The sequence below is a fragment of the Steroidobacteraceae bacterium genome (assembly GCA_041395505.1).
GTDB lineage: Bacteria > Pseudomonadota > Gammaproteobacteria > Steroidobacterales > Steroidobacteraceae > JAWLAG01.
Genome location: JAWLAG010000001.1, coordinates 2,156,868 through 2,168,911, shown reverse-complemented (window position 1 = coordinate 2,168,911; position 12,044 = coordinate 2,156,868). Strand labels below are relative to the sequence as shown.

11 protein-coding genes are annotated in these 12,044 nt (G+C 61.0%); 5 read left to right on the top strand and 6 right to left on the bottom strand.

The window, feature by feature from the left end; translation table 11 throughout:
• Positions 1–167: 167 nt before the first annotated feature.
• The 4 genes from thrA to R3E77_10065 are packed head-to-tail and all read left to right on the top strand — an operon-like array spanning position 168 to position 5,510.
• A complete protein-coding gene (gene thrA / locus R3E77_10080) occupies positions 168–2,657 on the top strand; it encodes a bifunctional aspartate kinase/homoserine dehydrogenase I (GenBank protein MEZ5499761.1) in 2,490 nt (829 codons plus the stop codon).
• On the top strand, positions 2,654–3,589 hold the full coding sequence (locus R3E77_10075; protein ID MEZ5499760.1) for a homoserine kinase: 936 nt from the start codon (positions 2,654–2,656) through the stop codon (positions 3,587–3,589). Before thrA ends, R3E77_10075 begins: the two co-directional genes overlap by 4 nt.
• Positions 3,586–4,887: a threonine synthase gene (thrC, locus tag R3E77_10070; protein ID MEZ5499759.1), complete on the top strand. Its 1,302-nt coding sequence runs from the start codon at positions 3,586–3,588 to the stop codon at positions 4,885–4,887. Before R3E77_10075 ends, thrC begins: the two co-directional genes overlap by 4 nt.
• Positions 4,887–5,510: a nuclease-related domain-containing protein gene (locus tag R3E77_10065; GenBank protein MEZ5499758.1), complete on the top strand. Its 624-nt coding sequence runs from the start codon at positions 4,887–4,889 to the stop codon at positions 5,508–5,510. The genes thrC and R3E77_10065 overlap by 1 nt, the downstream gene beginning before the upstream one ends.
• Positions 5,511–5,523: 13 nt before the next feature.
• Here the strand turns inward: R3E77_10065 and R3E77_10060 are convergent, their stop codons facing one another.
• From R3E77_10060 to R3E77_10050, 3 genes are read right to left on the bottom strand one after another with little or no spacing between them, the layout of a single operon-like run.
• On the bottom strand, positions 5,524–6,924 hold the full coding sequence (locus R3E77_10060; GenBank protein MEZ5499757.1) for a M20/M25/M40 family metallo-hydrolase: 1,401 nt from the start codon (positions 6,922–6,924) through the stop codon (positions 5,524–5,526).
• Positions 6,925–6,970: 46 nt separating this feature from the next.
• On the bottom strand, positions 6,971–7,771 hold the full coding sequence (locus R3E77_10055) for a TatD family hydrolase (protein ID MEZ5499756.1): 801 nt from the start codon (positions 7,769–7,771) through the stop codon (positions 6,971–6,973).
• Positions 7,772–7,823: 52 nt separating this feature from the next.
• Positions 7,824–8,837 carry a beta-eliminating lyase-related protein gene (locus tag R3E77_10050; GenBank protein MEZ5499755.1) on the bottom strand — a complete coding sequence of 338 codons (1,014 nt, stop codon included), beginning with the start codon at positions 8,835–8,837 and terminating at the stop codon, positions 7,824–7,826.
• 89 nt (positions 8,838–8,926) lie between these two features.
• On the opposite strand from R3E77_10050, the gene R3E77_10045 reads away from it, so the two are divergent.
• A complete protein-coding gene (locus R3E77_10045; GenBank protein MEZ5499754.1) occupies positions 8,927–9,784 on the top strand; it encodes a tryptophan 2,3-dioxygenase family protein in 858 nt (285 codons plus the stop codon).
• On the opposite strand, the gene R3E77_10040 is transcribed toward R3E77_10045, so the two are convergent.
• The 3 genes from R3E77_10040 to R3E77_10030 are packed head-to-tail and all read right to left on the bottom strand — an operon-like array spanning position 9,758 to position 12,043.
• Positions 9,758–10,378 carry a protein-methionine-sulfoxide reductase heme-binding subunit MsrQ gene (locus R3E77_10040; GenBank protein ID MEZ5499753.1) on the bottom strand — a complete coding sequence of 207 codons (621 nt, stop codon included), beginning with the start codon at positions 10,376–10,378 and terminating at the stop codon, positions 9,758–9,760. The genes R3E77_10045 and R3E77_10040 overlap by 27 nt on opposite strands.
• A 30-nt stretch (positions 10,379–10,408) precedes the next feature.
• Positions 10,409–11,335, bottom strand: a complete 927-nt coding sequence (msrP, locus tag R3E77_10035; GenBank protein MEZ5499752.1) for a protein-methionine-sulfoxide reductase catalytic subunit MsrP — start codon at positions 11,333–11,335, stop codon at positions 10,409–10,411.
• Positions 11,336–11,395: 60 nt separating this feature from the next.
• Complete coding sequence (locus tag R3E77_10030; GenBank protein ID MEZ5499751.1) at positions 11,396–12,043, bottom strand: HAD-IB family hydrolase; 648 nt, start codon at positions 12,041–12,043, stop codon at positions 11,396–11,398.
• Position 12,044: the final 1 nt, after the last annotated feature.

Here is a 12,044-nt window from a genome sequence, read left to right as displayed (position 1 = left end):
TTGCAGGTGGTGGTCGATTATGCCATCGGCCCGTGCAGCCTACCTCGATCCGTTGGCCGCCAGGGTCCGCGCCGGTCGGTGCTTGCGTGTTGTCCGCGTGGCATTTAGAGTCCGAATATAGGTCGCGATTCGACGCCCGCCCGTCACATTCTGGATCAAGCTCGTTAATGTCATCGTCTGGCCCTGCTGCCTGGGTCGTTCATAAGTTTGGCGGCTCGAGTGTCGCGGACAGCGAGTGCTTCACTCGCGTGGCGCAAATCGTCGAATCCGAACCCCAGCGGCGCAAGGCAGTCGTGCTGTCTGCGGCGCGGGGAGTAACAGACAGCCTGCTGTCGCTCGTTCACCTCGCGGAAGCGCGTGATCGTTCGTACCGGGAGACGCTTGCAAAACTGCGTGACCGACATTCCGGCATCGCCCGGTCGGTGCTGAGCGAAAACAGTGCACAACGCTACCTGGCGGCACTGCAGCGTGACCTGCACGACATCGAGTCGGTCCTGCAAACCATCGAGCTCACCCGTTCGGCTTCGCGAAGCGTTGCGGACCTGATCGCGGGTTTCGGCGAAATCTGGTCGACACTGCTATTTCGCGAACTCATGCTCGAGCGTGGCCGGTTTGGCGACAAGGTTCTGTGGCTCGATGCCAGGCAGATCATCGTCGCCGAATGGCAGCCGCTCGGACCGGTGATTTCCTGGGTGGAGTCGCAGAGCAAGGTTACTGCTGCTGTCAGCGACGACTACGACGGACTCGTCATCATGACAGGCTTCATCGCTGCGGACAGTCGCGGGGTGCAGACTACGCTCGGGCGCAATGGCAGCGATTTCTCCGCCTCGATACTCGGCGCCTTGCTGCGCGCCAGCGAAATCCAGATCTGGACCGATGTCAGCGGAGTGCTTTCTGCCGATCCGCGCAGGGTGCCGGATGCAGAGGTGATTGCCGAACTGACCTATAACGAAGCGATGGAACTCGCCTATTTCGGCGCCAAGGTCCTTCATCCCCAGACCATGGCGCCCGCCATCGAACGGCGGATCCCGATCCGCATCCGCAATACTTTCGCGCCGCAGGACAGGGGCACGACCATCAGCGATCGAACCGATGGTGGCCTGACCGTCAAAGGCATCACCTCGATCGACGATGTGGCTCTCGTCAATATAGAAGGTGCGGGGATGATCGGCGTGCCCGGCACGGCGCATCGGCTGTTCGGCGCGCTGCGCGAGGAGGGCATTTCCGTCATTTTGATCTCGCAGGGAAGCTCCGAGCACTCGATATGCTGCGCCGTACCGCAACGCGAGGCGAAACGGGCGGTCGAAGTCGTGCGGCTTGCCTTCGAGCGCGAGCTGCGCGAAGGGCAGATTCAGGATGTCGGCGTGGACGAGGATCTGTCCATACTCGCCGTTGTTGGCGATCGCATGGCTGGTACCCCTGGCGTGTCGGCAAAGGTATTCACCGCGCTGGGCAGTGCTGCCGTCAACGTGCGCGCGATCGCGCAAGGGGCCTCGGAGCGCAATATTTCGGTCGTGATCGACGGTCGGGCCGGCACGCGCGCGCTGCGGGCGGTGCATTCGGGTTTCTACCTGTCGGCGCACACGTTGTCGATTGGTTTCATCGGGCCGGGTACGGTCGGTCGCGTGCTTCTCGAGCAGATGCGTTCGCAACAACAAAGGCTGCGCGATAATGCGCATCTGGATCTGCGGGTGAGAGCGCTGGCAGGGTCCCGGCGCATGTTGCTAGACGAGCGCCGTATCGATCTCGATTCGTGGCGGGACCAGTACACCGGATCGTCGCTTGCGATGGATTTCGATACGTTCACGAGCCACGTTCATGTCGATCACTTGCCGCATGCTGCAATCATCGACTGCAGTGCGAGTAGCGAGGTCGCCGGCCAATACGAGCGCTGGCTCGCCGCGGGTATCCACGTCATCACGCCGAACAAGAAAGCGAACAGCGCACCGTATGACTACTACCAGCGACTGCAGGCATCAAGGCGCGCGAGCGGTGCCCATTATCTTTATGAAGCAACAGTAGGCGCCGGTTTGCCGATCATGCAGACGCTGCGGGACCTGCGTGAGACCGGCGATGAAGTGCGCAGCATCGAGGGAATATTCTCGGGAACGCTCGCGTACCTTTTCAATGTCTATGATGGCGCCAAGGCATTCTCCAGCATCGTGGTCGAGGCGAAGAACCGCGGTTTCACCGAGCCGGATCCGCGTGATGACCTCTCCGGGACCGACGTGGCGCGCAAGCTCATCATTCTCGGCCGCGAGATGGGACTGCGACTCGAGCTCGCCGATGTCACGGTCGAGTCGCTGGTACCGACCGAACTGCGCGACGTGCCGGTCGATGAATTCCTGGCGCATCTTCCGCAACACGACGAGGCCATGCGCCAACGCTACGCGGCGGCTCGGGCCAAGGGTCGGGTATTGCGTTATGTCGGGCGTCTCGATGCGTCGGGACAGGCGAGCGTCGGTCTGGTCGAAGTGCCGGCCGGCCATGCGCTCGCCAACATTGCATTGACAGATAACATCGTGCGATTTGCAACGGCGCGATATTGTGACAATCCATTGATCGTGCAAGGGCCAGGTGCGGGTCCCGAAGTCACGGCCGGCGGCGTATTCGCCGATTTGCTGCGCCTGTCCGCCTATCTTGGTGCGCGACTTTGATCCAGACAGCGCAAGCATTCGCACCGGCATCGGCGGGCAACGTCGCCATAGGTTTCGATATCCTCGGCTTCGCCATCGACGCGCTCGGCGATACCGTGACAGTGAATCGCACGGATACACCAGGGGTTGAGATCAGCGGCTGCAGTGGGCTGGTCGAGCAGCTACCGACCGATCCGTTGCAGAATACTGCCGGCGCCGGTCTGGTCGCGATGCAACGGCAATTCCTGCCCGATTGCGGCATGGCCGTGCACATCCACAAGGGTATTCCTCTCGGGTCGGGGCTCGGTGGTTCAGCCGCGTCGGCTGTGGCGGCTGTAGTTGCAGCGAATGCTCTTCTTCCGAAGTCCCTGCCTGATATCGAGCTTTTGAAGTTCGCGATGCAAGGCGAACGTGTCTCATCCGGTTCGCTGCACGTCGACAATATTTCGCCGAGTCTGTTCGGCGGACTGGTTTTGACGGTCGGTGTGGACGACCCGAGAGTCAAACGCATTCCGGTGCCGACACAGATTCGGGCCGTCATCGTGCACCCGCATATCGAGATTTCAACGCGTTCCGCCCGGGCACTGCTCAAGGGCAGTGTCGAAATGGCCGACTTCGTGTGGCAGACCGCCAACCTGGCCGGGTTCATCTCGGGCTGTTATACGAACGACCTGGAGTTGATTCGCGAAGGTCTCAATGACATCGTCATCGAACGGCAGCGCAAAGCGCTGATACCCGGTTTCGACGCCGTGCGCGCTGCGGCACTCGACAGTGGTGCGATCGGTTGCTCGATTTCCGGCGCGGGCCCGAGCGTATTCGCCTGGGTCGCCGCGGATCGCGCTGACATGGTCGGCGCGGCGATGGCGACTGCGTTCACCGATGCTGGCCTGGCATCGGACTCCTGGACGGTCGACCTCGCCGGCAAGGGTGCACACGTCATCTCCTCCAGATGAAGTACCGCAGCACCCGCAGTCCTCGGCCGCAAATTTCCTTGTCCGCCGCGCTGGCCCAGGGCCTTGCGCCCGATGGCGGGCTTTACGTGCCCGTCGAGTGGCCACATTGGTCGCAGGACGCGTTGCTCGCCGACGCCCTCGTGCCCATTGCAACCACGATGATGCGGCCGTTCGCCGCAGGCGATGTGCTGGAAACATCCCTCGAAACGATTTGCGGCGCCGCCTTCAATTTTCCATGTCCACTGACCACGGTCACTGCGGATGGCGCATTGTCTGTTCTGGAGTTGTTCCACGGTCCGACTGCGGCGTTCAAGGACTTCGGCGCAAGGTTTCTGGCCGCAAGCCTCGCGACGTTGCGCCGCCCGACTGATCCACCACTGACGATTCTGGTGGCGACCTCGGGCGACACGGGTGGCGCAGTCGCAGCGGCGTTTCACCGACGGCCCGGATTCAACGTTGTCGTGCTCTTTCCGCAAGGCCGCGTCTCTCCGGCTCAGCAGCTGCAATTGACCTGCTGGGGCGATAACGTGCTCGGCGTTGCCGTGCGCGGTGATTTCGACGATTGCCAGGCGTTGGTCAAAGCCGCGTTCCGGGATTCCGACCTTGCGCTGCGCCTGCATCTGTCCTCCGCCAACAGCATCAATCTCGGGCGTTTGTTGCCGCAGATGGCGTATTACGCGTGGGCCAGCGTCCATCATTGGCGACAGTTCGAAACGAAATTGTCTTTCATAGTTCCGAGTGGCAACCTCGGTAATGCGATGGCCTGCGTGTGGGCGCGACAGATCGGTTTGCCGATCGCGGATATCATCATCGCGCAGAACGCCAATCGCAGCGTGGTCGACTTTCTGGACACCGGTGAGTGGCGACCGCGGCCCACGATTGCGACTCTGGCGTCGGCCATGGACTCCGGTAACCCCTCCAACATGGAACGGCTACTCGATCTCACGCCGTCGGCATCCGACATGCGCAAAGCCTTGAGCGCGTGCACCGTCAGCGATGAGCAGATCCGGCAGCGCATTCGCCACGATTTCGCCGAATACGGGCGCATCTGGTGCCCGCACACTGCTACCGCTGCCGAAGTTTACGCGCAACTGGAACCGCCACGGCGCAAACGACCCTGGGCTATCGTGTCGACTGCGCATCCGGCCAAGTTTCCAGAAATTGTCGAACCGCTGATTGATAGCACGATAAAATTGCCACCGGCGCTTGCTGCGCTTGCAGATCGCGCCACACACTATGAAGTCATGTCGCCTGAGATCGAGTCCCTGCGTGCAATTCTGGGATCATTGGCTGGTTGATGAATCTACTTGAATCCATCGTGGCCGACAGAGATCCGCTGCTGATCGGCCTCGGTGTCGCCGGCATCATCGTCCTGGTTGCCGCAGCCGGGATCATCTGGCGCTGGCACAGGCATCGTAGGGCGTTGCGGCGGCTCGAGCAGTCACTTTCGGATATCTCGTTCGAGTATCGGCGCAACGTTGCCATCTCGGATGGCGCTGACACACTGCTGCACATCGACTATCTGCTGCTAACGCCGCGTGGAGTGGTGTTGGTCGATTTGCGTGATGTCAGAGGCAATATCTTCGGTGGCGATCAGATGACGCAGTGGACGGTCATGCACCCGCGTAGCCGCAGCACCTTCGAGAACCCTCAGGGAGCGTTGCTCGACAGAATTGCGGCTGTCAAACGCGTTGCGGCGGATTTGTCGGTCGAGGGGCGTATCGTATTCGGTGACGGTGCACGCTTTCCAAAAGGAGTCCCGTCTAATACCTTGCTGTTGGGCGGATTGACGGCCGATCTGCCGGTCGTCGACCGGCAGGCATTGCGGGGCATCCATGAAGCGTTCGCGCCTGCGTGGCAGAACCTGCTGGAAGCATTGCAGCCAAGCCCGTTACGCAAACCGCGCGCGGTCGTCAGCTAGAGCGGGTCGTTCGTCAGTCGGAGTCCCGGTTCGCGTGATCGCGCAGCACTTCGGCAACGCAGTGGGTCAGCTGCTTGGCATATGGCACATGCAGGAATTCATTCGGTCCATGCGCATTTGAATGTGGGCCAAGCACACCGGTGATGAAAAACTGCGTTTCCGGAAATATCTCGCCGAGCATCGCCATGAACGGAATGCTGCCGCCACAGCCCAGAAACACAGCGGATTTGCCGTATACGAGTTGCGATGCCCGCTCCATGGACCTGGCGAGCCAGGGTGCCAGCGATGGCGCATTCCACCCCTGCATGGACGAGCTCACTTCGAATGTGACTTTCGCGCCATAAGGCGGTTGCGATTCGAGAACTCGCTTCACGGCCGCCGCTGCAATGGCCGCATCGGTGGTCGGCGCAAGGCGCAGCGACAGTTTGAGCGAGATTTCCGGCAGCAGCACATTGCCGGCTGAGGCGATCGGAGGTAACCCCTCGGCTCCCGTGATTGCGAGGGTTCCCCGCCAGGTGTTGTTGAGCACCAATTCGCGAGGATCCGCATCGACAGCCCTGGCGCCTTCACAGAATGGCAACTTGCCGGCGATCTCAGGTCCGAGCACCGCTGCAGCAAGCGTGGCTTCTTCGCTCCGGTCTCCGGGTATTTCTGCGCGAAGTTCCTCGACCAGCAGCTCGCCCGTTGCCGGATCTTCGAGTCTTGCCAATACCTGCTGGACGATCCGGAAGGGCGTCGGCGCGATACCTGTGCCCATGCCGGAGTGAACGCCTTCCTTGAGTACTTGTACCCGCAATGTGCCGGTGAGGTTGCCGCGCAAAGAAGTGGTGCACCATAACTGGTCGTAATTGCCGCACTCGGCGTCGAGGCACACAACCAGCGACGGCTTGCCGAGACGCTTGCCGAGCGCGGCCAGGTGGGCCGGCAGGTCTATGCTGCCGCTTTCTTCGGAGGCTTCGATGACGATGACGCAGCGCGGCAACGAAACCGATGCGCGCTGCAACGCCATGATTGCGCACAACGAACTGAACAGGGCATAGCCGTCATCCGCGCCGCCGCGCCCGTACAGGCGACCGCTGCGCATGACCGGCTCCCAGGGACCCAGGCCCGCGTTCCAGCCGGTAAATTCGGGTTGCTTGTCGAGATGGCCATAGAGCAGTACCACGTCGTCCCGCTGGCCGGGGATATCCACGAGGAGCAAGGGTGTCCTGCCCGGCAACTTTTGCACTTCAACCGTCATGCCAGGTACTTCCTGGGCCCGGCACCAACCGGCAAACAGTTCGACGGCCTTGTCCATATGGCCAAGCTGCGCCCAATCGGGAGCGAACAGCGGCGACTTGTTGGGTATGCGTATGTAGTCGGTCAGGACGGGGACGATGCTGCGATCCCAGCTATCGGCGATGAATTGGTCCATAAGTTGCCTAAATAACAATGAGTTGGCTAATAAACCGGAACTGACTCTAGCTCGCCAGCTGCGGCAGTCCGAATAGTTTACGCGCTGCCGCCGTACTCTGGGCGGCGAGCTGCTCGAGCGACTCACCGCGCGCAGCTGCGACAGTGGCGGCAACATGGGGAAGGAACATCGGCTCATTTCGGCGTGATTTCGGCCGCGGCACCAGATCGCGCGGCAGTAGATAGGGGGCGTCTGTTTCCAGGAGCAGGCGATCCGCGGGCACCAGTCGCACGACATCGTGCAGGTGGGTGCCACGGCGCTCGTCGCAGATCCAGCCTGTGATGCCGATATGCAGCCCAAGGTCGAGGTAGGCCCGCACTTCGACGAGGTCGCCGGTGAAACAGTGCGCAACGCCCTGCAGGGCGGCCGCTCCGCTCTCGCGCAGGACGCCCACGAAATCATCGTGTGCTTCGCGTTGATGCAGGAACAATGGTTTCCCGCAGCGTCCAGCAAGCTGCAGTTGCATTGCAAACGCACTGCGCTGGACGTCGCGCGGCGAGTAGTCGCGAAAGTAGTCGAGACCACACTCGCCACAAGCGACCACCTCAGCGTGCTGGCACAACCGTTCGAGCGCAATGAGTGCCTGGTCATCGAGATCTGTCGCGTGGTGTGGGTGTACGCCGGCAGTTGCAAAGAGTCGGCTCGGCGATGCCGCGGCAAGTTCGATGGCCTTGCTAGAGCCCTCGACTGTTGCACCGGTGACGATCATTTGCGAAACCCCACGTGCCAAAGCGCGCTCGAGCACCTGTTCGCGGTCGATGTCGAAGCTATCGTGAGTGAGATTGAGTCCGATATCGATGAATTCCATAGGACTGTACGAAGCTGCGGTCAGCAGGCAATCGATGCTTGGTAGACGTTCCTCAGCGCGGCAGTTGGCGGAGCAGCTCACAAAGACGGTCGACTTCCTCCTCCGGCTGGTTCCAGGAAACAACCAGTCGATACAGCATTGAGTCCTGTGCACCCCAGGGGTAGCAGGCCACACGCTGTTGCAGCTGTTGCGCCGCCGCGGCATCGAGTCGAAGGAATACTGAATTCGCCTCGACTGGCGCTGCGAGCAGGCCCTCGGCGCTGTCGCCAATTCGAGTGGCGAGCGCGTTCATGCGGCGCGCGTTCTCGAGCCATAGATCGTTCTCCAGCATTGCAATTAGCTGTGCCGAGACGTAGCGCATCTTGCTGAATAGTTGACCCGAACGTTTTCGTCGACGCTCGAAGTCGGCCACCAGGGCCGGGTCAAAGAACACGACGGCCTCGGCGAGCATCGCGCCGAGCTTGGTGAAGCCGAGAGACATGACGTCGACGCCGCAAGCCCAGCTGAGCCCGGCCGGTGTGGATCCGCTCGACGCCAGCGCGTTGGCGAAACGGGCGCCGTCCACGTGCACGAGGAGGCCTTCTCGGTGAGCGGAAGTTGCCAGGTCCCGAATCAAGCTGGCGGTGTAAACGGTGCCGAGCTCGGTTGATTGCGTCAGGCTCAAAACGGTAGGTCGCAATGCGTGCACGCTTGGATGTGCCGCGCGCATTTCATCCGCGAGCGCTCGTGGATCGATTCGCCCATGGGCGCCCGATACGGGCACGACGCGCGCGCCCGAGAAGAATTCGGGTGCGCCGCATTCGTCGACCAGCAGATGGGCCTCTTTGTGAGCCAGAATGCTGCCGTGCGGCGGGCAGACACTGGCGAGCGCGAGGGCATTGGCTGCAGTACCGGTGAGCACCGGGAACACCCTGACGTCGCGCTCGAAGAATCTGCTGAATTTCTCATCAAGCCCCGAGCTGATTTCATCCTCGCCATAGCTTGCGGCGCTTCCCGGGTTGGCGCGCAGGATGGCTTCCAGAATCGGCGGACAGATGCTGGCTGTGTTGTCACTGAGAAAATTCATGGTCACCTGGTCGATGATGGCTTGCCCCGGAACCCGATCGTATGGGCTGATATCATGCCACGAACAGCAATCTGCCTTGAGGTTCGGCGATGAGTCAATCCGAGCGCGGCCCGCCCACGAAGGTCGACCTGAGCGATGAGAATATTCACTGGGATCTCGGCGAGTCCCAGTCTTATGGCGAGTATCTTCACCTGGAGAAGATACTGACGGCGCAGGAACCCAATTCGCCGGAGCACGACGAAATGATGTTCATCGTCGTGCATCAGGCTTCGGAGCTTTGGATGAAGCTCCTGCTGCATGAGCTTGCGGGTGTGCGCCGGTGCGTGCAGAAAGACGATCTTGATCCATCATTCAAGATGCTGTCGCGAATCGCGCGGGTGCAGGACCAGTTGCTGGCGGCATGGGAGGTCTTGTCGACCATAACGCCATTCGAGTATTCGGCATTCCGCAACTCGCTCGGGCGCTCGTCGGGCTTCCAGTCCTACCAGTACCGGCTGCTTGAATTCACGCTGGGCAACAAGAATGGCCAGATGATCGCCGTGCACCAGCGTGATCCGAGGGCATATGCACTCCTCGAACAGGCATTGCGCTCACCCTCGTTGTACGACGATGTACTGCGGCTGCTGAGCCAACGTGGCTACGAGATCCCTGATGAATCCCTTGCAAGGGAATTCAGCGAAAGCTACGTTCCCAGCAAGAAGGTGGCAGCGGCCTGGTTGGCGGTTTATCACAATGCGGAAAAAGACTGGGACCTGTATGAACTCGCGGAAAAACTGATCAATCTCGATCACCGTTTTCAGCTTTGGCGGTTTCATCATTTGAAAACCGTCGAACGGGTCATTGGCTACAAGCCTGGCACGGGCGGCAGCGCCGGCGTGTCCTACCTGGCCAAGGCGCTCGAGCTCAAATTCTTCCCGGAGCTATGGCAGGTGCGGACGTCGATGTAGGCGCGCCCGTTGACGCCACCAACGATATCCGAGCAATGCGGCGAGCACAGCTGCGTACACCAGCGGTTCGCGAACGTCACGTTTGACTTGCCAGTAATAATGAAGGACGGCGAGCGTTGCTGCGGGATAAATCAATCGATGTAGCGCGAGCCATTTGCGTCCAAGCCTGCGCATCAGGCGGTCCGTCGATGTGATCGCCAAGGGAAGCATCATGGCGAGCGCCAGCACACCGACCGTAATGTAGGGCCGCTTGGCGATATCGGTCCCCAGTTGTGCCCAGTTGAATTCCAGGTCGAGCGAGGCATATGCAAGAAGATGCAAAAGCGCATAGCCGAAAGCGCTGAGTCCCAGTGTGCGCCGCAGTTGTACCAGCCAGGGTTTCCCGAGCAGTTGCTGCAGGGGTGACACCAATAGTGTCAAGCCAAGCAGATTCAGTGCAGTCTTGCCAAGCCGGTGTTCAATCTCGCGGACTGGATCGACGCCGAGTGAAGCCCAGGGCGCGTCGAATAGGCCGGCTGCAATGACCAGCAGTGGCAGCGAAACCGCCACGACGAGCAGAGTCTTGCCGATGCGAACTTTTGCGGAAGGCGGCATCGTGGCAGCAGCTGGATCCGTTGCAGAGCGTCAGAAGTTGCGCTGCAGGTTCATGCCCTTGTACAGATCCGCTACCAATTCGGCATAGCCATTGAACATCAACGTCGGCTGACGTGCCGCGAAGAAACCCGCGCCGATTCGTCGTTCGCTCGCCTGGCTCCAGCGCGGGTGGTCTACCTGCGGATTCACATTTGCGAAGAATCCATATTCGCTCGGCGCCGCGTCGTTCCAGCTCGTTCGCGGCCGGGTCTCGCTGAAGCGGATGCTGACTATCGATTTTATGCTCTTGAAACCGTATTTCCATGGTACGACCAGACGCAATGGCGCGCCGTTCTGGTTCGGCAACGGTTTGCCGTAAACGCCCGTTGCGAGCATGGTCAGCGGATGCATCGCTTCATCCATGCGCAGACCCTCCCGGTACGGCCAGTCGAGGATCGGTGCGCGCTGCCCTGGCATCTGTTTCGGATCGAATAGCGTTTCAAACGCAACATAGCGAGCCTTCGGTCCGGGATCGAGTTTGCGCAGGAGACTCGCGAGCGGAATGCCAACCCAGGGGATTACCATGGACCAGGCTTCGACGCAGCGAAACCGGTAGACGCGCTCTTCCTCGCCGATTCCGGCGAGCAGGTCATCGAGCGCAATACTGCCGTTCCTTGTAGCGCCACTCACGTTTACGTGCCAGGGTTTCGTGCGGAAACTCCCGGCCCGCTCGGCCGGATCGCTCTTGTCGGTGCCGAATTCGTAGAAATTGTTGTAAGTGGTGATTTGTTCGTAGGTGTTCGGCGCATCAGTAACGGAGTATTTCGCGTTACGTCGCGCCGCGGCGGATGCCACGCCCGGAGTCACCATGGTGGCGGCGGCCGCGCCGAGCGCGATTAGCGCCTGGCGGCGATTGTAGAAGACCTCTTCTGGCGTGATTTCGGAAGCGGGAATCAATGGAAACCGGTATGCGGGCATCGTCTTGCTCCTGTGCTGTTCACTAGACCGCTCCAGGGCCGGGAATGTTTCAAGATGCCCTCAGAACCAGCGCAGGTACTTGACCGTCGGTGGCAATGCGCCGCGCAGGTTGATTGCAAATGCGTTGTCGACCAGAAGCAGGTGAGGTAAATCGGAACGGCTGTTGCCATAGGCCCAGGATGCGCAGTCGGCGTGGGCCTCGAGCAACTCGCGCACCACGCGCGCCTTCTCTTCGCCTCGTCGGTTGGCGCTCAGCAACCGTCCTTCCAGGAGTTCGCCGCGCCAACTGACTTGTGTGCAGATGCAGTGACCAAAGCCCAGGCGCTCAGCAATTATCGGTACATACAGATCCGGGCTTGCCGACAACAGCACCATATGGGCACCGGTTTCGCGTTGTTTGCGGATTTCCTCGAGTGCAGGCGCGAGACAGCCGCTTGGCAAGAGGCGGTCGGCGAATCGCTCGGCATAGTCACGCAGCTCATCGCGACTCGCGCGACCGAGAATGCTGCGTATCAGGCTCGACTTGAGTCTCCCACGGTCGCGATCAAAACAGAATCGTGCTGCCGCCACCGCAACGAGGGGGAGGAAAACGACGCGCCCCGGTTTGCGCGCGAGCCAGCCCAGCAGGAAAGGTACCAGCGTGTCCCGCCGCGTGATCGTACCGTCCAGATCAAATACGACCAGTCGAGCATGGGGCCGCGCGCTCAAG

Coding starts and splice junctions, on each gene's coding strand:
- thrA (MEZ5499761.1), top strand. CDS start 168: ATGTCATCGTCTGGCCCTGCTGCCTGGGTCGTTCATAAGTTTGGCGGC.
- thrC (MEZ5499759.1), top strand. CDS start 3,586: ATGAAGTACCGCAGCACCCGCAGTCCTCGGCCGCAAATTTCCTTGTCC.
- R3E77_10065 (MEZ5499758.1), top strand. CDS start 4,887: ATGAATCTACTTGAATCCATCGTGGCCGACAGAGATCCGCTGCTGATC.
- R3E77_10060 (MEZ5499757.1), bottom strand. CDS start 6,924: ATGGACCAATTCATCGCCGATAGCTGGGATCGCAGCATCGTCCCCGTC.
- R3E77_10055 (MEZ5499756.1), bottom strand. CDS start 7,771: ATGGAATTCATCGATATCGGACTCAATCTCACTCACGATAGCTTCGAC.
- R3E77_10050 (MEZ5499755.1), bottom strand. CDS start 8,837: ATGAATTTTCTCAGTGACAACACAGCCAGCATCTGTCCGCCGATTCTG.
- R3E77_10045 (MEZ5499754.1), top strand. CDS start 8,927: ATGAGTCAATCCGAGCGCGGCCCGCCCACGAAGGTCGACCTGAGCGAT.
- R3E77_10040 (MEZ5499753.1), bottom strand. CDS start 10,378: ATGCCGCCTTCCGCAAAAGTTCGCATCGGCAAGACTCTGCTCGTCGTG.
- msrP (MEZ5499752.1), bottom strand. CDS start 11,335: ATGCCCGCATACCGGTTTCCATTGATTCCCGCTTCCGAAATCACGCCA.